The sequence below is a fragment of the Streptomyces ziwulingensis genome (assembly GCF_039542605.1).
In the GTDB taxonomy this organism is placed as follows: Bacteria; Actinomycetota; Actinomycetes; order Streptomycetales; family Streptomycetaceae; genus Streptomyces; species Streptomyces ziwulingensis.
This window is the reverse complement of record NZ_BAABIG010000026.1, coordinates 1-24,428: the sequence shown is the minus strand read 5'-3', so window position 1 is coordinate 24,428 and position 24,428 is coordinate 1. Positions and strand designations below refer to the sequence as shown.

Below are 24,428 nucleotides of genomic sequence, written 5' to 3'. Positions count from 1 at the left end.
CGCCGGGCGGGGCGCTACCGGGTGCGGGAGAACCAGTTCAGGCGGGTGCAGAGCCGGCCGCCGAACCAGTGCTCGGCCCAGACGCCGAGGCCGAACGGCGAGCAGTCGGCCGGGGGCTCGGCGGTGTCCGGCGCGGTGGGCGTGGGGCTCGGGGCCGTGCCGGGTTCGGTGGGCGGCCGCTGCGGCCCGTCGGTGCGGCCGGAGAGCACGGACCGGTAGACCTCGGCGGCGCCGGGGTTGTCGTCGCAACTCCAGACTCCGTGCGGGCAGTAGTCGGTGAGCGTGTTGTACAGCGGCTTGTGCTCGTCCATCCAGGCCAGCATCCGCTTCATGTACTCGGCGTTGTCGCCGTTGCGGAACAGGCCCCACTCCGGGTACGAGACGGGCTTGCCGTGCGCCCGCGCGAACTCGACGTGGTCCTTGAGTCCGTAGGGCTCCGTCACCTGCTCGTCGAAGGACATGCCGCGCGGCTGGTCGTAGGAGTCCATGCCGATGATGTCCACGGTGTCGTCGCCGGGGTAGCACTCCGTCCACGGCACGGCGTCCCGGCCGCGGCTCGGGGTGAAGTCGAACCGGAATGCCTGGCCCGGGACCGCGCGCATGGCGGTGACGATCCGGTTCCAGTACGCCTTCCACGCCGCGGGGTCCGGCCCGCAGCGGTGGGTGTACGTGATGCCGTTCATCTCCCAGCCGAGGACCAGCACCGTGTCCCGGGCGCCCAGTGCGACGAGCCGTTCGGCCAGTGTGCGGAAGTGGTGGTCGTACTGTCCGGCGGCGCCCCGGCGCAGCAGTTCGCGCACTTCGTCGTCGTCGACGCCCTCCTCGTTGCGCTCCAGCATGGGCACGTTGAGGACGAACATCCGGTCGGCCTGCCGGGTCCGCCACTCCGCCCACACGTCGAGGAAACCGTGGGCGCCCTCGATGTTGCTCCAGAGGTCGCCGGGCAGGTAGGTGTGGCCGACGCGGAGTTCGGCGCCGTCCAGCCAGTCGCTGAGCTGGGCCATCCGGGCCACGCCCCGGGGCCCGTAGTCGAGGTAGGCGCCGAAGGCGGGGAACGGCTCGGGCGCGCCGGGCGCGCCAGGGGTGGCGGCGGTCGCGGTGGGCGCGGGCCCGGGTGGATCGACTGCGGCGGGTGCCGGTCCCGCGGCCAGGATGGCGCAGGACACGACCGCCGCCGCGACGCACGCCGGCCGCCGGGACCGGAACCGTCGCTGCTGTGGGCCCATGCCGACTCCTCTGCACTGTTCCGCACGATGACTGTGACGCGCTGTGTGCGCGTGATTGACACTCAGTCATATGAACGGCCGTCACGCCACCGCCGCTACGGCTTTCGGGTGCGCCGATCGCCCACACCGGTGACCCGGGAGGGCGATGCGCGCACGAGCGCGGCGGGGCGGACGAGGGGCGGAGTCGGGAAGGGGGCGAGGGGGCGGGTGCCGGACGGGGCGTCGTCCGGCACCCGCCGGGTGCCGCTACCGCTGGGCGGCGGTCCGGTTGCGGCGGTACAGGACGGCACCGCCGAGGATCAGCGCGGCGGAGGCGGCCGTGGCGCCGAGGGCGGTCGTGCCGTCGCTGCCGGTGTCCGCGAGCGCCGGGGGGTGCTCGTGGCTCTCGGCGGGCGGCGGGGTGTGCTCCTCATGGTGACCGGGCGGCGGGGGCTTCTCCTCCTCGGCGGGCGGCGGGGGCTCCTCCTCCTCGGGCGGCGTCGGGGGCTTGTGCTCGGGCGGCGCCGGCGGCTCGGGCGTGTCGTCGCCGTAGCCGGGCGGGGTGTGCTCGTTGGCGCAGGCGTTGCCGAAAGCCGGGTTGAGCAGCGCGATCACGTCGACGGTGTTGCCGCAGGCGTTCACCGGCACCTCGACCGGGACCTGCGCGGCGTTGCCGCTGCCGACACCGGGTGAGTTCGCGGTGACGCCCTGCGCGGAGGCACCGGTGGGGGCCTGGGTCTCCTCGTGGCCGTATCCGCCGCCGCCCCCCTGCGCGTCGTGGCCGTATCCGCCACCGCCGTGCGACGCGTCGCCGCTCTCGTTCTCACAGGTGTTGCCGAACGCCGGGTTGAGCGCCGCGACGACGTTCACGGTGTTGCCGCAGGCGTTCACCGGTACCTCGACCGGGACCTGCACGGCGTTGCCGGACGCGACGCCCGGCGAATGTGCGGCGGCCCCGTCCGCCTGCGAGTCGGCAAGGGCGGGGCTGCCGCACAGGGACAGAACACTCGTCGCGGCTGCTGCCGCGACCATTCCCCTGCTCAGGGTCTGTCGCACTCTCGTTGTCTTCCTGCTCGGAGAAGTGGGAAAAGCCGGCCCCGGAACCGAACGAGTCGGCCGGGGCCGGCCTTGACACAGCCGGATGGCTGGTGCGGGACCGAGGTCAGTCGTTCACGCACTTGTTGCCGAACGACGGGTTCAGCAACCCGATGACGTTGATGCTGTTGCCGCACACGTTGACGGGAACGTGCACGGGAACCTGGATGACGTTGCCGGACAGGACACCCGGGGAACCGACGGCGGCACCTTGGGCACCCGCGTCGGCGAAGGCCGGAGTGGCCATGCCCAGAGCCAGGATCGCGCCTGCGACAACAGCAGCGCTCTTCTTCATGAACTTTCCCTTCTCTGCGGTCATGACTGATTGACGGCCCGGAAGCCGTGCGAGCACAGCCTTGACGGCTCGCACCATGACCTGCAGCCTGCGAACTAGGAATTGACGGCCGCCCGAGGTACGGAACGTGTGGCCCCGGGGAATTCACTCGAACGCCCCGGAAAACACACCGGCCGTACGTCCAGGAGAGCGACGCCGGACGTGTCCGCTCACCCGGCGAAAACCAGGGTCAGCTCTGGCCGTTGGCCGACAGGACCGACAGGTCCTCCAGGACGTGCGACAGGGCGCCGTCCCGCTTGGCCTGCGTGGAGTTGTCCGAGCACTGCTGGTTCAGCTCGTCCGACAGGACGTTGACGTCCTGGATCGGGACGAGGTTGATCACGGCCACGTTGATGTCCTCGAGGCCGAGGCACGGCTTGTTCAGCGAGCCGTCGACGAGCGACAACTGCGGGCTCATGTCGCCCTTGGTCGCCGAGTTGCCGAAGGCCGACTCGGCGCCGTTGCCGTTGGCGATCGACGGCCCGTTGTCGTCCCCGATGGCAAGCGCGGCGGGCGCAGCCGCCACCGACATGCTGATGACAGAAGCGGCGGCCGCCGCGGCGAACATTGCCTTCTTGAGCACTTCGCGTTCCTTTCCTCGTAGCGACGCACTGTCCTACGGCCTCATCAACCCGATGCGGGATGAATGGTTGCGGGCGTTCACCCGGTTGGCCCGCAGAGCGGCCCGGAATCCCGGGAAAAAGACGCCCGGTCGGGCATTCGCACAAATTCCCCGGCATCGGCCGGTGGAGTGAACGGGAGAAACTCTGTCGTAGGCCAAGAGTTGACCAGGGGGCTCCGGTGGACGGGGTTTCCTTCAGAAAGGACTGGCCAATGATCAAGAAGGTTCTCGCCTCCGCAGCGATCGCCGCTTCCGCCATGGGGGCCACCGCCGCCTCGGCTCCGCAGGCGATGGCGATCGGCGACGACAGCGGGCCGGTCTCCGCCAACGGCAACGCCGCCTCGCAGTACTACGGCAACTCGACGACCCACGGGAACATGAGCCCGCAGATGGCGCTCATCCAGGGCTCCTTCAACAAGCCCTGCATCGCCGTGTCCGACGTCCCGGTCAGCGTCGTCAACCTGATCCCGATCCAGAACCTGCCGGTCCTGTCGGACGACCTGAACCAGCAGTGCACGGAGAACTCCACGCAGGCCAAGCGCGACGGCGCGCTGGCCCACCTGCTGGAGGACGTGTCGATCCTCTCCGCCAACGGCGAGAGCTGAGCCGCAGCAGCGCGAAGGGGCGGGCCGCCGGACATGCCGGCGGCCCGCCCCTTCGCCGTGCCCGGCGCCGGTTCAGCGGCGCTGCGCGTACAGCGCCTCGATCTCGTCGGCGTACGCCTTCACCGCCGCCTGCCGCTTCACCTTCAGCGACGGGGTGAGCAGCCCGTTCTCCTCGGTGAACTCGCCCTCGATCAGGCGGAAGGCGCGGATGGACTCGGCGCGCGAGACGGCCTCGTTGGCGTGGTCCACCGCCCGCTGGACCTCGGCGCGCAGCCGCGGGTCGGCGACCAGTTCGGCGAGCGGGGTGTCGGCGGGCAGCTTGCGGACCGACAGCCAGTGGGCGACCGCGTCGGGGTCGAGGGTGACCAGTGCGGCGACGTAGGGCCGGTTGTCACCGACGACCAGGCACTGGCCGACCGGCGGGCGGCTGCGCAGGCGGTCCTCCAGGACGGCCGGGGAGACGTTCTTGCCGCCGGAGGTGACCAGCAGGTCCTTCTTGCGTCCGGTGATGGTGAGGTAGCCGTCGTCGTCCAGGGCGCCGAGGTCACCGGTGGCGAACCAGCCGTCGGCGAGGGCTTCGGCGGTGGCCCCGGGGTTGTTCCAGTAGGCGCCGAAGACGATGCCGCCCGAGACGTGCACCTCGCCGTCGTCGGCGATGCGCACCGAGGTGCCGGGGACGGGCAGGCCGACGGTGCCGGGGCGGGGGCCGAGGGGCGGGACGAGGGTGGCGGCGGCGGTGGTCTCGGTGAGGCCGTAGCCCTCGTAGACGACGATCCCGGCGGCGTAGAAGAACAGGTTCAGCTCGTGTTCCAGCGGGGAGCCGCCGCTGATGGCGTAGCGGACCCGGCCGCCCAGTTCGCCCCGGACCCGGCGGTAGACGAGCAGGTCGTACAGGGCCCAGGCGGCGCGCAGGCCGGGACCCGGGCCCTTGCCGCGGCCGAGGAAGCGGTCCAGGTGGGCCCGGCCGTAGCGGACGGCCGTGCGGTGGGCGCGGTCGAAGGAGGCGCCGCGGCCGAGTTTCTCGGCGGTGGCACGGCCGGTGTCGTGGATCTTCTCGAACAGGTAGGGCACGCCGACCAGGAAGGTCGGGCGGAACGCCTTGAGCTTGGGGCGGAGTTCGGCCGGCTTGATGCTCGGGCAGTGGCCGACCTCTATCCGGGCCCGCAGGCAGGCGATCTGGAGGGTGCGGCCGAGGATGTGGGCGAGGGGGAGGAAGAGCAGGGTGGCGGCGGTCTGGTCGGTGACCTCCTTGAAGATCGGGTGGAGCAGTTCGACGGTGTTCGCGGCCTCGGCGTGCAGGTGGGCGTGGGTGAGGACGCAGCCCTTGGGCGGTCCGGTGGTGCCGGAGGTGTAGCAGAGGGTGGCGACGGTGTCGGGGGTCAGGGCGGTGCGCCGCTCGGTGACCTCCGCGTCGGGCCGGGCGGCGCCGAGCGCGGTGAGGTCGGCGAGGGCGCCGGCGTCCAGTTCCCAGACGCGGGGCCGTTCGGGGTGGGCGGCGGTGGCGGCCAGGACGGTGGCGGTGTTCCCGGCGGTCTCGGTGACGACGTGCCGGGCGCCGGAGTCGCGCAGGATCCACTCGACCTGGTCGGCGGAGGAGGTGGCGTAGACCGGCACGGACCGGCCGCCGGCCGACCAGATCGCGAAGTCCAGGACGGTCCACTCGTAGCGGGTGCGGGACATCACGGCGACCCGGTCGCCGGGTGCGAGTCCGGCCGCGATCAGGCCCTTGGCGACGGCGGTCACCTCCCGGGCGAACTCCGCCGCCGTGACGGGCCGCCAGACGCCGTCCACCTCTCGGCGCAGGACCACCGCGTCGGGCGCCTCGGCGGCGTTGGTGAACGGGATGTCGGCGATGCTGCCGGACGTGAGGGGCGGGGCCAGGGGCGCGGTACGGGCCTCGCGCACCACGCCGGAGCCGTCCCGGACCAGTTCGACCCGGGCGCGGGCGGCCAGGTCGGTGCGGTGTACGGCTCGTTGCAGGTCCTTGTGTGCGCCCATGACGGCTCCCGGTCGCGGCGGTGGCTGGGGTGGCGGCTCGCTTACTTACTCCCGAGTCAACTTACCCGTGCGTAGGAAAGTCAAGCGAGCGGCTCAGCTCCGCGGGTCCGCCCGGGTCAGCCGGCCGGCGGCGTCGGCCAGCAGATCCCGCAGGGCCAGTGCGGCCGGCAACGGGCGGGCGGGCAGCGCCACATGGACGGTCCGGCGCAGGGCCGGGTCGGTGAGGCGGCACAGGACGAGTGTGCCGGGGACCGCGCGGGCGGCGAGCGACGGCACCAGCGCCACGCCGAGACCGGCGGCCGCGTAACCGAACTTCGCGGTCCACTCCGCGATCCGGATGACCTTCCGCGGGGTGAAGCCCGCACGGGCGCAGGCGTCGGCGAGCATCGTGGGGCGGTCGCCGTACGCGCTGTGCAGCCATGCCTCCTCGCGCAGTTCCCGCAGGTCGACCGTGGCCGCACCGGCCAGGCGGTGCGCGCGCGGGAGGGTCACGAACAGTTCGTCCTCGCACAGCACGGTCGTGGTGACGCCGTCGGCCGAGGGCAGGCCGGAGGGGTAGTCGCTGACGACGGCCAGGTCCAGCGCGCCGTCCGCGAGGCGTTCCATCAGCGTGTCGGTCCAGCCCTCGACCGCGACCACCTCGACGTCGGGCCGGGTGTGCTGGAGCGCGCGCAGGGCGGTGGGCACCAGGGAGATGTTGGCGGTGGCGAAGGCCCCCACCTGCAGCAGTCCGCCGTGCCCGGCGTGCAGCACGGCCAGCTCCCGGCGCGCCCGCGCCAGCCGGTCGAGCACCTCCACGGCGTGCCGGTGCAGGGCGCGGCCGGCCGGGGTGAGCCGGACGCCTCGCGGGAGCCGTTCGAGGAGCGGGCCGCCCGCCCGCTGTTCCAGCGCGGCGATCCGCCGGGAGACCGCGGACTGCGTGTAGCTGAGCCGGACCGCCGCCTTCGTGAACGATCCCGTCTCGGCCACCACCACCAGCAGCCGCAGGTCGTCGGTCTCGAACATGCCGCTCCTCGCGCCGGTCCGGCTGTCTCCCGTCCGCCTCATCCTCCCATGAGACATTCCTTCAGCGCATAGATCCCATGTAATTCAGTCGCTGGTGGAATGCCTTGGATCGTCCTAACGTCGTTCACGCGGCGGGGATCCGGAGGGGGCCGACCCCGCCGCACCCATGGCCCATGACGTAGGAGGGGGTGTCATGTCCGGGCTCTCATTACCGGTGATGCTGGCCGATCTGGAGGAGCTGGTGCGCTGCGAGTCCTTCTCGGCGGACCACGCGGCGGTGGCGCGCAGCGCGGAGGTGGTCGGCGCCCTGGGCACGCGGCTGCTGGGGGCCGCGCCCGAGGTGCTCGTGCTCGGCGGCGTCACCCACCTGCGGTGGCGCTTCGGCACCCCGCGCGTGCTGCTGGTGGGGCACCACGACACGGTGTGGCCGCCCGGTTCGCTGCGGGACCACCCCTGGTCGGTGGCGGACGGGACCGCTCGCGGCCCCGGGGTCCTGGACATGAAGGCGGGCCTGGTGCAGATGTTGCACGCGCTGGCCTCGCTGCCCTCCCCGGACGGGGTGTGCGTCGTGGTCAACGGGGACGAGGAGGTCAGCTCCGCGACCTCCCGGGAGCTGATCGAGGAGTCGGCGCGGGGCTGCGCGGCCGCCTTCGTGCTGGAGGCCGCCGCGGACGAGCGGGGCACGCTCAAGACCGCCCGCAAGGGCACCTCCCGGTACGAGGTCGTCGTGCGCGGCCGGGCCGCCCACGCCGGTCAGGAACCGCACAAGGGGGTCAACGCGGCGGTCGAGGCCGCGCATCAGGTACTGGCCGTGGCCGGTCTCGGGGACGCGCCGGGCACGGCCGGTCCGGCGGCCACCCCGTCCGGCCCCGGTGCCACGACCGTCACGCCCACCTTGCTGTCGGCCGGCAGCGCCCGCAACACCGTGCCCGCGCTGGCGCGGCTGTCGGTGGACGTGCGGGTGCCGTCGGCGGCGGCGCAGGACCGGGTCGACGCGGCGATGCGCGCGCTCACCGCCCGCACCCCCGGGGCCCGGCTGGAGGTGCGGGGCGGCGGGCGACGGCCGCCGCTGGAACCGGAGTCCAGTGCCGCGCTGTTCGCCCTCGCCGCCCGGCTCGCCGCGGAACTGGGCCAGGGACCGCTGCGCGGCACCGCCGTGGGCGGCGCCTCGGACGGCAACCACACCGCCGCGGTGGGCTGTCCGACGCTGGACGGCCTGGGCGGCGTGGGCGCCGGAGCGCACGCGGACACCGAGTACGTCGAGGTCGCCTGGATGGTCCCGCGCGCCCGCCTCCTCGCCCGGCTCGTCGCGCACACGACCACGACCGGCCCGGCCGGCACCACCGGCCCGACCGACAGGCCCGACCCGACCGACCCGACCGACCCGACCGGCCGGAACGGCCTCGCCGAGGGCGCTCCGGCAGGAAACCGAGGACCCGCATGAGCGTGCCGGACTCCCCGTCCCCCGAAGCCGCCCGCCTGGCCGTCCGGCACCGCCTCGGCCGGCTCGACCACACCTTCGCACCGGCGAAGGAGCTGGACGTGCGGGAGGGGCTGCGGGGGTTGTTCCTCGCCGGATCGCTGCTCGGCGTCGCCTGCCTGGCGACCGGAGGGGTACTGCTCGGGGTCCACGTGTCCTGGGCGTTCGGGCTGTACCCGCTGGCCGTCGCCGTGCTGGGCGCCGGTGCCCTGGTCAACAGCCCGAACGTCCGCAAGGGGCTCGGCGGCCGGCGGCTGTACCTCTTCGAGGCGGGGCTGGTGGTGGACATGGGCCGCGGCCGGCTGTTCGCGGTCCGCTGGGACCAGGCGGTCCTCTACCAGGAGACGGTGCGGCACGTGATCCGCTACAAGGACACCGAGGCCCCCTGGGGCAGCACCCACGCGTCCACCCTGGTGGCGCCCGGCGGAGCGAGGATCCAGATCTCGGACTTCTTCGCCGGCCACGGGACCTGGGCGCCCCTGATCTCCGAGGCCGTCGCGCGGGCCCAGGCGCCTCGGGTGTGGCAGTCGGTCCGGGAGGGGCGCCGGGCGGCCCACGGCCCGTTCGTGCTGGACGTCACCGGTGTCGCGGCCGGCCGCGGCGGGGTGCTGCCCTGGCCGGAGGTCGAGGCGATCGACGTCCACCAGGGCGTCGTCGTCGTCCGGCGCCGCGGCCACCCCGGGACCTGGGCCAGCGTCCAGTCCAGGACCGTGCCGAACCTCCTCGCGTTCCTCACCGTCGCCTCGAACCTCCGCAGCGGCGCCACGGACGCCACCGACGTCACCGACGTCACCGGCTAGGAGACGACGTCCTTGCGGGCGAAACCCCGGAACGCCAGGGCGAACAGGACCAGCGCGTACGTCACCGAGAGCGAGGTGCCCTGGATCATGCGGGTGAGGTCGAGCTGGGGCCGGACCGCGTCGAGCCAGGCGTACTGCCAGTGCGCGGGGAGGAAGGAGCGCCAGTCGCCCAGCGCCGTGACCTCGTCCAGGACGTTGCCGATGATGGTCAGGCCGACCGCGCCGCCGACCGCGCCGAGCGGGGCGTCGGTCTTGGTGGAGAGCCAGAACGCCAGCGCGGCGGTGACCAGTTGGGAGACGAAGACGTACGCCGCGGTCAGCGCGAGGCGTCCGGTGGCGGTGCCGGTGGACAGGGTGCCGCCGGTGGGGAGCTGGAGCGGGCCCCAGCCGTAGGCGACCGCGCCGACGGCGAGCGCGACCAGCGGCAGCAGCACGATCGCGGCCAGGCTGAGACCGAGGCCGACGGTGAGCTTGGACAGCAGCAGGCGGGCGCGCGGGACCGGCGCCGCGAGCAGATAGCGCAGGGAGGACCAGCTCGCCTCGGAGGCGACGGTGTCGCCGCAGAACAGGGCCACGGGGACGACGAGCAGGAAGCCCGCCGAGGCGAACAGGGTCACCGCCGCGAAGTTGGCGCCGGAGGCAGTGGCGGAGTCCATCAGGGAGACCTGGCCGGCCCGGCCCTCCGGTTCGCCGCCGACCGCGAAGGCGATCAGCAGGACGAAGGGCAGGGCGAACAGGATGCCGCCCATCACCAGGGTGCGGCGGCGCTTGAGCTGCCGGACCAGTTCGACCCGTACGGGCAGGGTGCGGCCCGCGCGGTAGCCGTCGGCGACCTCGTGGGGCCCGGCGCGCCCGGCGAGCGTGCTCATGGGTGTCAGTCTCCGATCAGGGTGAGGAAGGCGTCTTCGAGGCGGCGGTGCGGGCCGACCGACTCCACCGGCACGTCCAGCCGGACGAGTTCGGCGACGAGGCGGCGGACGGTGCCGCCGGCGTCCAGGCGGACCAGCAGGCCGTCGGCGGTGGGCACGGCCGAGGCCACGTCCGGGAGGGCGGCGACCTTCTCGACGACCGGCGCGTCCAGCGGTTCGGCGGTGCCCACCAGCAGCGTGTCCCCGGAGCCGATGATCTCGCCGACCGGCCCGGCCTGGACCAGCCTGCCGTGGTCCATCACGACCAGATGCGTGCAGCTCTGTTCGACCTCGGCCAGCAGATGGCTGGAGACGATCACCGTGCGGCCGTCGGCCGCGTAACGGATCATCACCTCGCGCATCTCGCGGATCTGCGGCGGGTCCAGGCCGTTGGTCGGCTCGTCCAGGATGAGCAGGTCCGGCAGGCCGAGCATGGCCTGGGCGATGGCCAGGCGCTGGCGCATGCCCTGGGAGTAGGTGCGCACCGCGCGGGCGAGCGCCTCGCCGAGCCCGGCGATCTCCAGGGCCTCCTCCAGGTGGGCGTCCTCGGCGGGGCGGCCGGTGGCCCGCCAGTACAGCTCCAGGTTCTCCCGGCCGGTCAGGTGCGGCAGGAAACCCGCGCCCTCGACGAAGGCGCCGACGCGGGAGAGGACCGGGGCGCCGGGCGCGACGGCGTGGCCGAAGACCCGGATCTCGCCGCCGTCGGGGGTGATCAGGCCCATCAGCATCCGCAGGGTGGTCGTCTTGCCGGCGCCGTTCGGGCCGAGCAGCCCGAGCACCTGGCCCTTGTCCACGCGGAAGGACACCTCCCGGACCGCGTACCGGTCGACGGACCTCGCGTACTTCTTGGTGAGCCCGGTGATCCGCAGCGGGACCTCGGCGAGGGCCGGGTCGGGCGGCGGGACGGCGGTGCGGCGGCGGGCGGTCAGCAGCAGCGCCGCGGCGACGAGCGCGCCCGCGAGCGGCGCCCACCAGACCCAGGCGGGCAGCCCGGCGGTCTGCCCGGTGGCGCCGAGGGCCGTCGGCACCGTCAGGTCGCTCTCCAGGGAGACGGTGTACGTCGCCGGAGCCGCCGGTGAGGCGTAGCCGAGGTCGGTGGAGGCGAGGACCAGGCGCAGGCGGTGGCCGTCGGCCACCTCGTGGTCGATCGCCGGGAGGGTGAGCGTCACGTCCCGGCCGGCCTTCGCGTCCGGCACCCGGACCGGCGCGACCAGTTGGTTCGGCAGGACCTTCTGGGCGCCGCCGGGGGCGACGTCGTAGACCTTGGCGAAGAGCACGGCGTCGTCGGTCGTGGAGGTGACGTGGACCGTCGCGGTGGGCGAGCCGGTGATCTGGAGGTCGCCGCGCACCGGCGCGGACTCGAACGCCGCGAACTGGCCGGGGAAGTCCAGGGAGATGCCGATGCCGAGGGAGGAGAGCTGGGCGAGGCCGCCGGAGCCGCCGATGCCGGGCAGGCCGGAGACGGCGGGCGGACTGGCCCCGGCCGGGTTCTCGAAGCGCTGCTCGCGGCCGCGCAGTGCGATCGCGCGCGGGTCGCCGGACAGGCCGGGGTAGCGGTCCGCGCCGACGCCTTCGAGGCGCGGCTCGCCGTCCCCGCTGCCGGCGCCGAGGGTCCGGGTGACGCGGAAGGCCGGGCCGGTGCCGGCGGACTTCTCGCCCTTCAGGTAGCGGTCGAACCACGCCTCGGCGCGGGCCTGGACGCGGTCGGACTCCAGGTCGCCGCCGTCGTGGCCGCCGGAGAGCCAGTCGACGTCCACGGGGGCGCCGTTGGCGCGGATCGCCTTCGCGGCGGCGTCGGCCTGGCCGAGCGGGAACAGGGAGTCGGTCTGCCCCTGCATCAGCAGCGTGGGCACGTCGATGCGGTCGCCGACCGCCTGCGGGCTGCGCTCCCGAAGGAGCCGCACCGCCGCCGCGTCCGGCGTACCGGACTCGGCGACCCGCTCGTACATCGAGCACAGCGCGTCCTCGAACCGGGCGCAGCCGCCGCCGCTGTTGACGAAGATGCCCGCCCACAGCTTCTTGAAGACGCCGTCGGGGAAGAGGGCGTCGGCCAGGTTCCAGTACGTGACGGCCGGGGCGATGGCGTCCACCCGGTCGTCGTGACCGGCGGTCAGCAGCGCGATCGCGCCGCCGTAGGAGCCGCCGGCCATGCCCACCCGCGGGTCGCCCGCCTCGTCCAGTTCGACCTGGGGCTGCTTCGCCAGCCAGTCGATCAGCCGGGAGACGTCGGCGACCTCGCCGTCCGGGGCGTTCAGTCCGATCTTCCCCGTCGACCGGCCGAAGCCGCGCGCCGACCAGGTCAGTACCGCGTAACCGTCCCGGGCGAGCCGCTCGGCCTGCGCGCGGACGTCGTTCTTGCTGCCGCCGAACCCGTGCCCGAGCAGCACGGCCGGCCGGCGGCCGGCGTCCCCGGAGGTGAAGTACGAGGTGTCGACGCGTACTCCGTCGGCCGTGGTCATGAGCCGGTCGGCGCGGTGCACGGCGGCCGGGCCGCCGGCCGAGGCGACGGCCGCCCAGGTACCGGCTCCGGCCAGCACGGCGACGGCGCCCGCGGCGGCCACCAGCCGCCGCGACCGGCGCCTGAGGAACCCGCGCGGGCCGGACAGTCGAAGATCCATGCTTCAACCGTACGGGGTGAAACTGTCGGAGAGTTGTCGACCGGCGACCGATCCGGACCCCACCCACGGGAGTACGGACCCGGCCCCCCGTACCGCGTTCGTGGTACGGGGGCCGGGGGGCGCCGGCCGGTGGACGTCAGTGGTTGCGCGGGAAGCCGAGGTCGACGCCGGCCGGGGCCTCGGACGGGTCGGGCCAGCGGGTGGTGACGACCTTGCCGCGGGTGTAGAAGTGCGTGCCGTCGTTGCCGTAGACGTGGTGGTCGCCGAAGAGGGAGTCCTTCCAGCCGCCGAAGGAGTGGTAGCCGACGGGCACCGGGATGGGCACGTTGACGCCGACCATGCCCGCCTCGGCCTCCAGTTGGAAGCGGCGGGCGGCGCCGCCGTCCCGGGTGAAGATCGCGGTGCCGTTGCCGAACGGGGAGGCGTTGACGAGGGCGAGCCCCTCCTCGTACGTCCCGGCGCGCAGCACGCACAGCACCGGGCCGAAGATCTCCTCCTGGTACGCCTTCGCCGTCGTGGGGACCTGGTCGAGCAGGGAGATGCCGATCCAGTGGCCGTCCTCGTGGCCGTCGACGGTGTACCCGGTGCCGTCGAGGACGACCTCGCAGCCCTCGGCCGCCGCGCCCGCCACGTAGGAGGCGACCTTGTCGCGGTGGGCCCGGGTGATCAGCGGACCCATCTCGGAGGCCGGGTCGGCACCGGGGCCGATCTTGATCTTCTCGGCGCGTTCGCGGATCCGGGCCACCAGTTCGTCGCCGATCGCGCCGACGGCGACGACCGCGGAGATGGCCATGCAGCGCTCGCCGGCGGAGCCGTAGGCGGCGGAGACGGCCGCGTCGGCCGCCGCGTCGAGGTCGGCGTCGGGCAGGACCAGCATGTGGTTCTTGGCGCCGCCGAGGGCCTGGACGCGTTTGCCGCGGGCGGCGGCGGTGGTGTGGATGTGGCGGGCGACGGGGGTGGAGCCGACGAAGGAGACCGCCTTGACGTCGGGGTGCTCCAGCAGCCGGTCGACGGCCGTGCGGTCGCCGTGCACGACGTTGAGGACACCGTCGGGCAGACCGGCCTCGGTGAGGAGTTCGGCGATCCGCGTCGGGGCCGACGGGTCCTTCTCGCTCGGCTTCAGGACGAAGGTGTTGCCGCAGGCGATGGCGATCGGGAACATCCACATCGGCACCATGGCCGGGAAGTTGAACGGCGTGATGCCCGCGACGACGCCCAGCGGCTGCCGGATGGCGGCCACGTCCACGCGGGTGGCGACCTCGGTGGACAGCTCGCCCTTGAGCTGCACGGTGATGCCGCAGGCCAGGTCGACGATCTCCAGGCCGCGGGCGACCTCGCCGAGGGCGTCGGAGTGCACCTTGCCGTGCTCGGCGGTGATCAGGGCGGCGATCTCGTCGCGGTGGGCGTCCAGCAGCGCGCGGAACCGGAACAGGATCGCGGTGCGCTGGGCCAGCGAGGACCGGCCCCAGCTCAGGTACGCCTCCTTGGCGGCGGCGACGGCGGTGTCCACCTCCTCGGCCGAGGCGAAGGCGACCTTCGTGGTGACCGCCCCGGTCGCCGGGTCCGTCACCGGTCCGTAGGTGCCCGAGGCGCCTTCGGCGGTCCGGCCGCCGATCCAGTGGTTGACGAGGTGCGTCATGACCGAGAACTCCTTCGCAGAGGGCGGTGTCGGCGGGAGACGTCCCGTCCGTACCGCTCGGGGCCATCCCATCAGGCGCGGGTCCGGGACGCGCCCGACACAGTGTCGGGGGTTCGGGTCCCGCCGTAGACACATGTGGCGCGGCATTCACCGCAGGGCATTCACCGCAGGGCATTCACCGCGGCCCTCACCGCACGGCACCCGCGCTGAGTGCCGCCTCGACCTCCTCGGCGGTCGGCATGGCGGAGGAGCACTCCAGGCGGGAGGCGACCAGGGCGCCGGCGGCGTTGGCGTACCGCATGGTGCGCTCCAGGTCCCAGCCGGCCAGCAGGCCGTGGCAGAGCGAGCCGCCGAAGGCGTCGCCGGCGCCGAGTCCGTTGAGGACGTCGACCGGGAGCGGCGGGACCTCGGCACTCCCGCCGTGCGCGTCGAGGGCCAGCACCCCCTTCGGTCCCTGTTTGACGACGGCGAGTGCCACGCCGGTGTCCAGCAGGGCGCGGGCGGCGGCGTGCGGTTCGCGGACGCCGGTGGCGATCTCCACCTCGTCGAGGTTGCCGACGGCGACGGTGGCGTGGCGCAGGGCCTCGCGGTAGAAGGGGCGGGCCGCCTCGGGGTCGGCCCAGAACACGGGGCGCCAGTCGAGGTCGAACACCGTGGGGCCGGCGGGGCCCGCCCCGGCCCGGTGGGCGAGGGCGGCGAGCGTCGCCGTCCGGCTGGGTTCGTCGCACAGGCCGGTCCCGGTCACCCAGAAGAGCCGGGCCCCGGCGACGGCGCCCAGGTCGAGGTCGCGGGCGTCGATCTCCAGGTCGGGAGCCTTGGGCTGCCGGTAGAAGTAGAGCGGGAAGTCGTCCGGCGGGAAGACCTCGCAGAAGGTGACGGGCGTGGGCAGTCCGGCGACCGGGGTGACCCAGCGGTCGTCGACGCCGAAGCCGCGCAGGGCCTCGTGCAGATAGGCGCCGAACGGGTCGTCGCCCGTGCGCGTGATCACCGCCGTACGGCGTCCGAGGCGGGCCGCGGCGACGGCGACGTTGGTCGCCGAGCCGCCGAGGAACTTGCCGAACGACGTGACGTCCTTCAGCGGGACGCCGGTCTGCAGCGGATACAGGTCCACGCCGATCCGGCCCATGGTGATCACGTCGTACGCCATGCGCGGCCCCTTCGTGTCGGCACTGCCCTCCCGGCTTTCTAGCCGCGCCCACCGAGGCTGTCAACGCATTGTCCGGACATCCGGACCACGCACCGCCCCCAAGTCCCGTACGGCGATCGCCCCGTGTGGCGGTCGTGTCACAAACGCCACCGCCGTGTCACGACTGTCCCGTCCCCGCACGCCTTCCGTCACATCCGCGCACGGCCCCGGACGCGTCCTCACGCTCCGTCGCCGGCCGCGCACAGACTTGATGATCACCAGCGCTGCGCCCGGCTCCCCCGGACGGCTTCCCGGCCGCCACCGGGGCGCGCGCGGGGAGGTACGGCATGACCGACCGAATGCTCTGGTCCTACAAGGACATCGCGGCCCACATCCGCGTCCAGCCCGACACCGTGCGCTCGTACCGGAAGCACGGCCTGCTGCCCGCCCCGGACCATGTGGAGGCCGGCAAGCCCTACTGGTACGCCGACACCATCCGCACCTGGGTGGCGTCCCGGCCCCGCAACCGGGGGCGAGCCCGGGAGTGAGCCCGCCGGGCCGGCAGAACGCCGCTGCGGCCGGGGCGGTGTGTGGGGCACAGTGCGGGGCATGGATTTCGCCGTGAAACCCGTCCTGACCGGTGCGAAGGTCGTGCTGCGCCCCTTCACCGCCGAGGACGCGGACCTGATGTGGGAGATCGTGCGCGACCCCGAGGTGGTCCGCTTCACCTTCGAGCCGGACACCGCGCTGACCCGCGAGCGACTGCACTCCTGGTACGGCTCCCGGAGCACGGCCCGGGACCGGCTCGATCTCGCGGTCACCGACCGGCTCACCGGCGAACTCGTCGGCGAGGTGGTGCTGTACGACGTCGATCCGCACGCCCGGAGCTGCGTCTTCCGCACCCTGATCGGCCCTGGCGGGCGGGGCCGGGGGCTCGGCACCGAGGCCACCCGGCTGATCGTCGGCCACGGCTTCGAGCAGGGCGGCCTGCACCGGATCGAACTGGAGGTCTACGGCCACAACCACCGGGCGCTGCGCGCCTACGAGAAGGCGGGATTCGTGGTGGAGGGGGTGCGGCGGGAAGCGGCGCTGCGGGAGGGCCGGTGGGTGGACGAGGTGGTGATGGGGGTGCTGGAGCACGAGTGGCGGGCGTCCGCTCCGGGCGGCCGGGCGACACCGGGTCGCCCCGAAGGTGCCGTATGAGTACCCCCTAGGGGTATGCTGGGAGTCAGGTGACCCGCCGCGGGTCACGGGTACCCCGGCCGCAGGCCCCTACGAGGAGTGCACATGACCGCCCAGAGCGACACCCAGGGTTCCGTCACCGCCGTCTACCAGGTGAGCGGAATGAGCTGCGGACACTGCGAGGGCGCCGTCTCCGCCGAGATCGGCGAGATCCCCGGCGTCAGCTCGGTGAAGGCCGTCGCCTCCACCGGCGAGGTCACCGTCGTCTCGGCCGCCCCGCTGGACGAGGAGACCGTGCGCGCCGCCGTCGACGAGGCCGGCTTCGAGCTGGCCGGCCGGGCCTGATCCGCCCACCACCCGAGGGCGAGCACGCCCTTCCCCTCTCCGACCGGGCAGCGGCACGAGGCCGGCCCGGTCGGCCTTCCGGAGCCGGAACATGACCACCACCGCGAACTCCCCGTCCATACCCGCACCCGTCGACGCCGCCCCCGGCGGCTCGGCGGTCGAGCTGCGCATCGGCGGGATGACCTGCGCGTCCTGCGCGGCCCGGGTCGAGAAGAAGCTCAACCGCATGGACGGCGTCACCGCCACGGTGAACTACGCGACCGAGAAGGCCCGGGTCTCCTACCCGGCCGGGACGGACGTCGCCGACCTCATCGCCACCGTCGTACGGACCGGGTACACCGCCGAGGAACCCCCGCCGCCGGAGCCCGCCGCCGGCCCGGCCGGGCCCGAGGCGGCCTCGGCGCCTCACGACCCGGAGCTGTCCGCGCTGCGGCAGCGGCTCACCGTCTCCGCGCTCCTCGCCGCCCCCGTCGTGCTGCTCGCCATGGTCCCGGTGGCGCAGTTCGACCACTGGCAGTGGCTCTCGCTCACCCTCGCCGCGCCCGTCGTCGTCTGGGGCGGCCTGCCCTTCCACCGCGCCGCCTGGACCAGCCTCCGGCACGGCGCGGCCACCATGGACACCCTCGTCTCGCTGGGCACGCTCGCGGCGTTCGGCTGGTCGCTGTGGGCGCTCTTCCTCGGCGACGCGGGGATGCCGGGCATGCGCCACCCCTTCGAACTGACCGTCTCGCGCGCCGAAAGCTCCTCCACCCTCTATCTGGAGGTCGCCGCCGGCGTCACCGCCTTCCTGCTGCTCGGCCGCTTCCTGGAGGCCCGCTCCAAGCGCCGCGCGGGCGCGGCCCTCAGGGCCCTGCTGGAACTGGGCGCCAAGGACGTCACCGTCCTGCGCGACGGCCGCGAGGAGCGGGTCCCGGCCGGCCGGCTGGCCGTCGGCGACCGGTTCGTGGTCCGGCCCGGCGAGAAGATCGCCACCGACGGCACGGTGGTCGACGGCGCGTCCGCGGTGGACGTCTCGATGCTCACCGGCGAGTCGGTGCCGGTGGACGTCACCGCCGGGGACACGGTCACCGGCGCCACCGTCAACGTCGGCGGCCGGCTCGTGGTCGAGGCGGTCCGGGTCGGCGCCGACACGCAACTGGCCCGGATGGCGAAGCTGGTGGAGGACGCGCAGAACGGCAAGGCCGAGGTGCAGCGGCTCGCCGACCGCGTCGCCGGCGTCTTCGTCCCCGTCGTCCTGCTGATCGCGGCGGGCACCCTGGGCGGCTGGCTGGGCGTCACCGGCGACGCCGCCGCCGCGTTCACCGCGGCCATCGCGGTCCTGATCATCGCCTGCCCCTGCGCCCTGGGACTGGCCACGCCCACCGCCCTGCTGGTCGGCACCGGCCGCGGCGCCCAGCTCGGCATCCTCATCAAGGGCCCCGAGGTCCTGGAGTCCACCCGCCGCGTCGACACCGTCGTCCTCGACAAGACCGGCACCGTCACCACCGGCCGCATGACCCTCCACACGGTGTACGCCGCCGAGGGCACCGACGAGCAGGAAGTACTGCGCCTGGCGGGCGCCGTCGAGCACGCCTCCGAGCACCCGGTCGCCCGCGCCGTCGCCGCCGGGGCGCGCGACCGGCTCGGGACGCTGCCCGACGCGCAGGACTTCGAGAACGTGCCCGGCCGGGGCGTGCGGGCCCGCGTCGCGGGCCGCGAGGTGGCCGTGGGGCGCCTGTACCCCGACCTCCCGCCCCCGGTGGCGCGCGCGGTCCGGCAGGCCGAGGAGCAGGGCCGTACGGCCGTCGTGGTCGGCTGGGACGGCCGGGCGCGCGGGGTGCTCGCGGTCGCCGACGCCGTCAAGGACACCAGCGCCGAGGCGGTCGCCGCCCTGCGCCGGCTGGGCCTGCGCCCGGTGCTGCTGACCGGCGACAACCGGCGGGTGGCCGAATCGGTCGCCCGGAGCGTCGGGATCGCCGCCGAGGACGTGATCGCCGAGGTGCTGCCCGAGGGCAAGGTCGAGGTCGTGCGGCGCCTGCGCGCCGAGGGCCGTACGGTCGCCATGGTCGGTGACGGGGTCAACGACGCCGCCGCGCTCGCCACCGCCGACCTCGGGCTCGCCCTGGGCACGGGGACGGACGCGGCGATCGAGGCGGGCGACCTGACGCTGGTCGGCGGGGACCTGCGGGTGGCCGCGGACGCGATCCGGCTCTCCCGGCGCACCCTCGCCACGATCAAGGGCAACCTCGTGTGGGCCTTCGGCTACAACGTGGCCGCGCTGCCGCTGGCCGCCGCCGGGCTGCTCAACCCGATGATCGCGGGAGCGGCGATGGCGTTCTCCTCGGTCTTCGTGGTCAGCAACAGCCTGCGGCTGCGCACGTTCCGCTGAGCCGCGGATCGACCGGGGCCGAAATGCAACTGCCACTGGAGTCCGGCACTCGCCTCACATAAGCTCTTCACAAGGCTCGCGCATCTTCCCTACGCTGGGTCTCGTTCGGCCTACCGGTCTCTTGCGCACCTAACGGACATATGCAAGAGACGCAGGTCACAGTGGACCGAACGTAACCATCGAAGGGGTGCGAAGGTCTAAGTTGGCGATGTCAGGGAGCGTCTTGGGGGGCGCGAACTGGCATCTGAAGATGTCTTGGGGGACTTCTCCGGAGACGCGTTGCCGGGACACGTACACCGGGGAGCTTTGAGCGGCCCTCCCGGAGGTGCGTTGTCCCGGCAGACCGCAGTACAGCGATTCAGGCGCTGTCCTCACAGACGCCCGGCCGGATCCCGTGGGGGGAATCCGCACCGGGACTGGGAAGGCGCCCTGGTCGTCGGCCCGTGGGGGGACCGGCGCCGGGGCGCCTTCTGCCGTTCACGCTCACCTCGTGCGAAACCTCCCCCGTACGTACGACAAAGTCCCGCACCGCTCGAAGCGGTACGGGACCTCTGGCGGTACGGGACCTCGGTACAGGGGGCTCAGCGCTGTTCGACGGGCACGAAGTCGCGCTCGACGACGCCGGTGTAGATCTGGCGCGGGCGGCCGATACGCGACCCCGGCTCCTTGATCATCTCGTGCCACTGGGCGATCCAGCCCGGCAGCCGGCCGAGGGCGAACAGGACCGTGAACATCTCGGTCGGGAAGCCCATGGCCCGGTAGATCAGACCGGTGTAGAAGTCGACGTTCGGGTAGAGGCTGCGCGAGACGAAGTAGTCGTCGGAGAGCGCGTGCTCCTCCAGCTTCAGGGCGATGTCCAGCAGTTCGTCGGACTTGCCGAGGGCGGAGAGCACATCGTGCGCGGCGGCCTTGATGATCTTGGCGCGCGGGTCGAAGTTCTTGTACACCCGGTGGCCGAAGCCCATCAGGCGGACGCCGTCCTCCTTGTTCTTCACCTTGCGGATGAAGGTGTCGACGTCGCCGCCGTTGTCGCGGATGCCTTCCAGCATCTCCAGCACCGACTGGTTGGCGCCGCCGTGCAGCGGGCCCCACAGCGCGTTGATGCCGGCGGAGATCGACGCGAACATGTTCGCCTGCGAGGAGCCGACCAGGCGGACCGTGGAGGTCGAACAGTTCTGCTCGTGGTCCGCGTGCAGGATCAGCAGCTTGTCCAGGGCGGCGACGACCGTGGGGTCGAGGTCGTACTCCTGGGCCGGCACCGAGAACGTCATGCGCAGGAAGTTCTCGACGTAGCCGAGGTCGTTGCGCGGGTAGACGAACGGGTGGCCGATCGACTTCTTGTACGCGTAGGCCGCGATCGTCGGGAGCTTGGCGAGCAGCCGGATGGTGGAGAGGTTGCGCTGGCGCTCGTCGAACGGGTTGTGGCTGTCCTGGTAGAACGTGGACAGCGCGGACACCACCGAGGACAGCATGGCCATCGGGTGGGCGTCGCGCGGGAAGCCCCGGTAGAAGTTCTTGACGTCCTCGTGCAGCAGGGTGTGCTGCGTGATCTCGCCCTTGAACGAGGCCAGCTCGTCGACGGTCGGCAGCTCGCCGTTGATCAGCAGGTAGGCGACCTCCAGGAACGTGGAGCGCTCGGCGAGCTGTTCGATCGGGTAGCCGCGGTAACGGAGGATCCCCGCCTCGCCGTCCAGATACGTAATGGCGGATTTATAGGCGGCGGTGTTGCCGTAACCGCTGTCCAGCGTGACCAGACCGGTCTGGGCGCGGAGCTTCCCGATGTCGAAGCCCTTGTCACCGACGGTGCTGTCGATCACCGGGTAGGTGTACTCGTCGTCACCGAACCGCAGTACTACAGAGTTGTCGCTCACGTCTTTCCCTCACCGACGTAGTGCCTCATCTTCGAGGTGCCCTGACTGTCTCTACCATCCCCCACTTGGCTCAGGAGAGTGCACTCGGGGTCGACCATCGGGCCTATTGGCGGCACTGAGTGCCGCCAACTTGTCCATCCTGCCCGCTCGGTTCCGCTTCGGGAAGTCCTCTGTGACCTTCGCGACTCATTTGATCGATCATTTTCCGCCTGCGTTACGGCCGGATGCCGTACAGGTGCCGGTCAGGGGGCCGTCCGGGGACCGGGGACGGCTCCGGAGCCTCCGGAGAGCCGGAAGTCGAGGGCGGTGCAGCGCCGTCCGGCCGAGACCGTGCGTACCGCCTGCCCGATCGCCTTGCGCGAACCGACGAGGACGACCAGCTTCTTCGCCCGGGTGACCGCCGTGTAGAGCAGGTTGCGCTGGAGCATCATCCACGCGCTGGTGGTCACCGGGATGACCACGGCCGGGTACTCGCTGCCCTGGGAGCGGTGGATGGTCACCGCGTAGGCGTGGGCCAGTTCGTCCAGTTCGTCGAATTCGTACGGCACCTCCTCGTCCTCGTCGGTCAGTACGGTCAGGCGCTGTTCGACCGGATCGAGCGAGGTGACCACGCCCACGGTGCCGTTGAAGACACCGTTCTCGCCCTTCTCGTAGTTGTTGCGGATCTGGGTGACCTTGTCGCCGACGCGGAAGACCCGGCCGCCGAACCGCTTCTCGGGGAGGTCGGGCCGGCCGGGGGTGACGGCCTGCTGGAGCAGGCCGTTGAGGGTGCCGGCGCCGGCCGGGCCGCGGTGCATGGGGGCGAGCACCTGGACGTCCCGGCGCGGGTCGAGGCCGAAACGGGCCGGGATACGGCGGGCGACGACGTCCACCGTCAGCCGGCCCACCTCCTCCGTGTCGTCCTCGACGAAGAGGAAGAAGTCCTTCATGCCGTCGGTGACGGGGTGCTGCCCGGCGTTGATCCGGTGGGCGTTGGTCACCACGCCCGACTGCTGGGCCTGGCGGAAGACCCGGGTGAGCCGGACGGCGGGGATCGGGCTGCCCCCCGCGAGCAGATCCCGCAGCACCTCCCCCGCGCCGACGCTCGGCAGTTGGTCGACGTCCCCCACGAACAGCAGATGGGCTCCCGGGGCGACCGCCTTGACCAGCTTGTTGGCGAGCAGCAGGTCCAGCATGGACGCCTCGTCGACCACCACCAGGTCGGCGTCGAGCGGCCGGTCGCGGTCGTAGGCGGCGTCGCCGCCGGGCCTCAGTTCCAGCAGGCGGTGGACGGTGGACGCCTCGGCGCCGGTCAGCTCGGCCAGGCGTTTGGCGGCGCGGCCGGTCGGGGCGGCCAGCACCACCTTCGCCTTGCGCGCGCGGGCCAGCTCCACGATGGAGCGGACGGTGAAGGACTTGCCGCAGCCGGGGCCGCCGGTGAGCACCGCGACCTTCTCGGTGAGCGCGAGCTTCACGGCCGCCTCCTGCTCGGGGGCGAGGTCGACGCCGGTACGGCCCTTCAGCCAGCCGAGCGCCTTGTCCCAGGCGACCTGCCGGAAGGCGGGCATCCGGTCCTCGTCGGTGCGCAGCAGCCGCCGCACCGTCGCGGCGAGGGACAGTTCGGCGCGGTGGAAGGGGACGAGGTAGACGGCGGTGACGGGGTCGCCGCCCTCGGGGTCGGGGACCTTCTCCCGCACCACGCCGGGGTCCTCGCCCTCCTCGGGTTCGGCGGCCAGCTCACCGAGGCACTCGATGACAAGTCCGGTGTCCACCTGGAGCAGCTTGACCGCGTCGGCGATCAGCTTCTCCTCGGGGAGGTAGCAGTGCCCCTGGTCGGTGGCCTGGGAGAGCGCGTACTGCAGTCCCGCCTTCACCCGGTCCGGGCTGTCGTGCGGGATGCCGACGGACTGGGCGATCTTGTCGGCGGTGAGGAAGCCGATGCCCCAGACGTCGGCGGCGAGCCGGTACGGCTGGTTCTTCACGACCGAGATCGAGGCGTCGCCGTACTTCTTGTAGATGCGGACCGCGATGGACGTGGACACCTCGACGGTCTGGAGGAACAGCATCACCTCCTTGATCGCCTTCTGCTCCTCCCAGGCGTCGGCGATCTTCTTGGTCCGCTTGGGGCCGAGGCCGGGGACCTCGATGAGCCGCTTCGGCTGTTCCTCGATGACGGTCAGCGTGTCCACCCCGAAGTGCTGGGTGATCCGGTCGGCGAAGACCGGTCCGATGCCCTTGACCAGGCCGGAACCGAGGTAGCGCCGGATGCCCTGGACGGTGGCCGGCAGCACGGTCGTGTAGTTCTCGACGTGGAACTGCTTGCCGTACTGCGGATGCGAGCCCCACCGGCCCTCCATCCGCAGCGACTCGCCGGCCTGGGCGCCGAGCAGCGCGCCGACGACGGTGAGAAGGTCGCCGGCGCCTCTGCCGGTGTCGACCCGGGCGACGGTGTAGCCGTTCTCCTCATTGGCGTACGTGATGCGCTCCAGCACACCATCGAGGACGGCGAGCCGTCGTTCGCCGGCGGCGGTTTCGGACTGGTTGGGCATGGGGTGACGGTATCGGTGGGGGGTGACAATTCCCTACGGGGTTCGGGAGCCGGGACTCTCAGTAGTCTTGGGACATGGACTACGCGAGGATGCGCGCCATCGCCCAGGACCTCGGGGCATACGCGGAACAGCTCGAAGGTGCCTGGACCGTGGAGATCGGGCCCTCCGGCCCGATACTGGCCATGATGTGCCCCTCGAAGCGTCACTAAGGCACGATCCGGCGCATCTGCAAGCAGTTGGACGCACAGCTTGTCACCTCGCACCCCGGTTACATCTGTGCGAGTGGCCCGGAGATCGAACATCCCGCCATCGGACGTATGCGTCGCCCCGACGCCGTCGTCATCCCCGAGGCCGTCCTGGACGAGGACGGCCTCGCCGTCGACGCGACGCAGGCGCTGGCCGCCATCGAGATCGTCTCGCCGTCCAACCCGAGCAACGACTACGACGCGAAGCCGGCCGACTATCCGGCCATGGGCATCCCGCTCTGCCTGATCGTCGACCCGCGCACCGGCACGATCGAGGTGCACTCGGACCCTTGCAAGGGGCGCTACGCGCAGAAGGAGCCGTACATCTTCGGGGACGCGGTGCCGTTCGGGGTGTGGACGGTGGAGACGGGAGAGTTCAGGCGGTACGGCAGGGAGGGTTGAGGAACGCGCCCTCAGCTTGTTCTTTTTCTTCCAGCCTCGAACGGTGTCTCGT

19 protein-coding genes and 1 pseudogene are annotated in these 24,428 nt (G+C 72.6%); 8 read left to right on the top strand and 12 right to left on the bottom strand.

Annotated elements, in window-relative coordinates:
- Positions 1-14: 14 nt before the first annotated feature.
- The 4 genes from ABEB00_RS15790 to rdlA all read right to left on the bottom strand — a co-directional run bounded on the left by ABEB00_RS15790 (position 15) and on the right by rdlA (position 3,217).
- Positions 15-1,226 carry a glycoside hydrolase family 26 protein gene (locus ABEB00_RS15790; protein ID WP_345620283.1) on the bottom strand — a complete coding sequence of 404 codons (1,212 nt, stop codon included), beginning with the start codon at positions 1,224-1,226 and terminating at the stop codon, positions 15-17.
- 246 nt (positions 1,227-1,472) lie between these two features.
- On the bottom strand, positions 1,473-2,261 hold the full coding sequence (locus ABEB00_RS15785; RefSeq protein WP_345620281.1) for a chaplin: 789 nt from the start codon (positions 2,259-2,261) through the stop codon (positions 1,473-1,475).
- A 106-nt stretch (positions 2,262-2,367) separates the two neighbouring features.
- Entirely contained in the window at positions 2,368-2,595 is a 228-nt protein-coding gene (gene chpD, locus ABEB00_RS15780; protein WP_345620471.1) for a chaplin ChpD, read from the bottom strand.
- 229 nt (positions 2,596-2,824) lie between these two features.
- Positions 2,825-3,217, bottom strand: a complete 393-nt coding sequence (gene rdlA / locus ABEB00_RS15775) for a rodlin RdlA (RefSeq protein ID WP_345620280.1) — start codon at positions 3,215-3,217, stop codon at positions 2,825-2,827.
- Between the two features lie 251 nt (positions 3,218-3,468).
- On the opposite strand from rdlA, the gene rdlB reads away from it, so the two are divergent.
- Complete coding sequence (gene rdlB / locus ABEB00_RS15770; RefSeq protein ID WP_345620278.1) at positions 3,469-3,861, top strand: rodlin RdlB; 393 nt, start codon at positions 3,469-3,471, stop codon at positions 3,859-3,861.
- A gap of 72 nt (positions 3,862-3,933) precedes the next feature.
- Here rdlB and ABEB00_RS15765 read toward each other — a convergent pair whose 3' ends face one another.
- Both ABEB00_RS15765 and ABEB00_RS15760 read right to left on the bottom strand, forming a co-directional pair.
- Positions 3,934-5,859, bottom strand: a complete 1,926-nt coding sequence (locus ABEB00_RS15765) for an AMP-dependent synthetase/ligase (protein WP_345620277.1) — start codon at positions 5,857-5,859, stop codon at positions 3,934-3,936.
- Between the two features lie 93 nt (positions 5,860-5,952).
- Entirely contained in the window at positions 5,953-6,864 is a 912-nt protein-coding gene (locus tag ABEB00_RS15760) for a LysR family transcriptional regulator (RefSeq protein ID WP_345620276.1), read from the bottom strand.
- 193 nt (positions 6,865-7,057) lie between these two features.
- Between ABEB00_RS15760 and ABEB00_RS15755 the strand changes: the two genes are divergently transcribed.
- Both ABEB00_RS15755 and ABEB00_RS15750 read left to right on the top strand, forming a co-directional pair.
- Positions 7,058-8,308 carry a M20/M25/M40 family metallo-hydrolase gene (locus tag ABEB00_RS15755; RefSeq protein ID WP_345620274.1) on the top strand — a complete coding sequence of 417 codons (1,251 nt, stop codon included), beginning with the start codon at positions 7,058-7,060 and terminating at the stop codon, positions 8,306-8,308.
- Positions 8,305-9,144 carry a DUF6585 family protein gene (locus ABEB00_RS15750; RefSeq protein WP_345620272.1) on the top strand — a complete coding sequence of 280 codons (840 nt, stop codon included), beginning with the start codon at positions 8,305-8,307 and terminating at the stop codon, positions 9,142-9,144. Before ABEB00_RS15755 ends, ABEB00_RS15750 begins: the two co-directional genes overlap by 4 nt.
- Here the strand turns inward: ABEB00_RS15750 and ABEB00_RS15745 are convergent.
- The 4 genes from ABEB00_RS15745 to iolC form a co-directional block, all read right to left on the bottom strand.
- Positions 9,141-10,013 (bottom strand): ABC transporter permease, encoded by an 873-nt coding sequence (locus ABEB00_RS15745; protein WP_345620271.1) that lies wholly within the window; start codon positions 10,011-10,013, stop codon positions 9,141-9,143. The two genes, ABEB00_RS15750 and ABEB00_RS15745, sit on opposite strands and share 4 nt — an antisense overlap.
- A 5-nt stretch (positions 10,014-10,018) precedes the next feature.
- On the bottom strand, positions 10,019-12,670 hold the full coding sequence (locus ABEB00_RS15740) for a CocE/NonD family hydrolase (protein WP_345620270.1): 2,652 nt from the start codon (positions 12,668-12,670) through the stop codon (positions 10,019-10,021).
- 136 nt (positions 12,671-12,806) lie between these two features.
- Positions 12,807-14,309 carry a CoA-acylating methylmalonate-semialdehyde dehydrogenase gene (mmsA, locus tag ABEB00_RS15735; protein ID WP_345620268.1) on the bottom strand — a complete coding sequence of 501 codons (1,503 nt, stop codon included), beginning with the start codon at positions 14,307-14,309 and terminating at the stop codon, positions 12,807-12,809.
- 187 nt (positions 14,310-14,496) lie between these two features.
- On the bottom strand, positions 14,497-15,456 hold the full coding sequence (gene iolC, locus ABEB00_RS15730; protein ID WP_345620267.1) for a 5-dehydro-2-deoxygluconokinase: 960 nt from the start codon (positions 15,454-15,456) through the stop codon (positions 14,497-14,499).
- 326 nt (positions 15,457-15,782) lie between these two features.
- Here iolC and ABEB00_RS15725 point away from each other — a divergent pair, with 326 nt between their 5' ends.
- The 4 genes from ABEB00_RS15725 to ABEB00_RS15710 all read left to right on the top strand — a co-directional run bounded on the left by ABEB00_RS15725 (position 15,783) and on the right by ABEB00_RS15710 (position 19,330).
- Complete coding sequence (locus ABEB00_RS15725; protein ID WP_345620266.1) at positions 15,783-15,983, top strand: helix-turn-helix transcriptional regulator; 201 nt, start codon at positions 15,783-15,785, stop codon at positions 15,981-15,983.
- Positions 15,984-16,044: 61 nt separating this feature from the next.
- The gene (locus ABEB00_RS15720) at positions 16,045-16,638 is read left to right on the top strand and encodes a GNAT family N-acetyltransferase (RefSeq protein ID WP_345620265.1); all 594 of its coding nucleotides are present in this window, start codon (positions 16,045-16,047) and stop codon (positions 16,636-16,638) included.
- Between the two features lie 84 nt (positions 16,639-16,722).
- A complete protein-coding gene (locus ABEB00_RS15715) occupies positions 16,723-16,962 on the top strand; it encodes a heavy-metal-associated domain-containing protein (RefSeq protein ID WP_345620264.1) in 240 nt (79 codons plus the stop codon).
- A gap of 91 nt (positions 16,963-17,053) precedes the next feature.
- Positions 17,054-19,330 carry a heavy metal translocating P-type ATPase gene (locus ABEB00_RS15710; RefSeq protein ID WP_345620263.1) on the top strand — a complete coding sequence of 759 codons (2,277 nt, stop codon included), beginning with the start codon at positions 17,054-17,056 and terminating at the stop codon, positions 19,328-19,330.
- Between the two features lie 581 nt (positions 19,331-19,911).
- On the opposite strand, the gene ABEB00_RS15705 is transcribed toward ABEB00_RS15710, so the two are convergent.
- Positions 19,912-21,201 carry a citrate synthase gene (locus ABEB00_RS15705; RefSeq protein WP_345620262.1) on the bottom strand — a complete coding sequence of 430 codons (1,290 nt, stop codon included), beginning with the start codon at positions 21,199-21,201 and terminating at the stop codon, positions 19,912-19,914.
- Between the two features lie 242 nt (positions 21,202-21,443).
- Positions 21,444-23,729, bottom strand: coding sequence for an SF1B family DNA helicase RecD2 (recD2, locus tag ABEB00_RS15700; RefSeq protein ID WP_345620261.1), 2,286 nt, complete (start codon positions 23,727-23,729; stop codon positions 21,444-21,446).
- A gap of 74 nt (positions 23,730-23,803) precedes the next feature.
- Between recD2 and ABEB00_RS15695 the strand changes: the two are divergent.
- A pseudogene (locus tag ABEB00_RS15695) lies at positions 23,804-24,376 on the top strand (Uma2 family endonuclease).
- The last annotated feature ends 52 nt before the right edge of the window (positions 24,377-24,428 follow it).

Coding starts and splice junctions, on each gene's coding strand:
- ABEB00_RS15755 (WP_345620274.1), top strand. CDS start 7,058: ATGTCCGGGCTCTCATTACCGGTGATGCTGGCCGATCTGGAGGAGCTG.
- ABEB00_RS15745 (WP_345620271.1), bottom strand. CDS start 10,013: ATGAGCACGCTCGCCGGGCGCGCCGGGCCCCACGAGGTCGCCGACGGC.
- ABEB00_RS15740 (WP_345620270.1), bottom strand. CDS start 12,670: ATGGATCTTCGACTGTCCGGCCCGCGCGGGTTCCTCAGGCGCCGGTCG.
- ABEB00_RS15765 (WP_345620277.1), bottom strand. CDS start 5,859: ATGGGCGCACACAAGGACCTGCAACGAGCCGTACACCGCACCGACCTG.
- rdlB (WP_345620278.1), top strand. CDS start 3,469: ATGATCAAGAAGGTTCTCGCCTCCGCAGCGATCGCCGCTTCCGCCATG.
- ABEB00_RS15790 (WP_345620283.1), bottom strand. CDS start 1,226: ATGGGCCCACAGCAGCGACGGTTCCGGTCCCGGCGGCCGGCGTGCGTC.
- ABEB00_RS15760 (WP_345620276.1), bottom strand. CDS start 6,864: ATGTTCGAGACCGACGACCTGCGGCTGCTGGTGGTGGTGGCCGAGACG.
- ABEB00_RS15750 (WP_345620272.1), top strand. CDS start 8,305: ATGAGCGTGCCGGACTCCCCGTCCCCCGAAGCCGCCCGCCTGGCCGTC.
- ABEB00_RS15725 (WP_345620266.1), top strand. CDS start 15,783: ATGACCGACCGAATGCTCTGGTCCTACAAGGACATCGCGGCCCACATC.
- chpD (WP_345620471.1), bottom strand. CDS start 2,595: ATGAAGAAGAGCGCTGCTGTTGTCGCAGGCGCGATCCTGGCTCTGGGC.
- iolC (WP_345620267.1), bottom strand. CDS start 15,456: ATGGCGTACGACGTGATCACCATGGGCCGGATCGGCGTGGACCTGTAT.
- mmsA (WP_345620268.1), bottom strand. CDS start 14,309: ATGACGCACCTCGTCAACCACTGGATCGGCGGCCGGACCGCCGAAGGC.
- ABEB00_RS15715 (WP_345620264.1), top strand. CDS start 16,723: ATGACCGCCCAGAGCGACACCCAGGGTTCCGTCACCGCCGTCTACCAG.
- ABEB00_RS15710 (WP_345620263.1), top strand. CDS start 17,054: ATGACCACCACCGCGAACTCCCCGTCCATACCCGCACCCGTCGACGCC.
- recD2 (WP_345620261.1), bottom strand. CDS start 23,729: ATGCCCAACCAGTCCGAAACCGCCGCCGGCGAACGACGGCTCGCCGTC.
- ABEB00_RS15720 (WP_345620265.1), top strand. CDS start 16,045: ATGGATTTCGCCGTGAAACCCGTCCTGACCGGTGCGAAGGTCGTGCTG.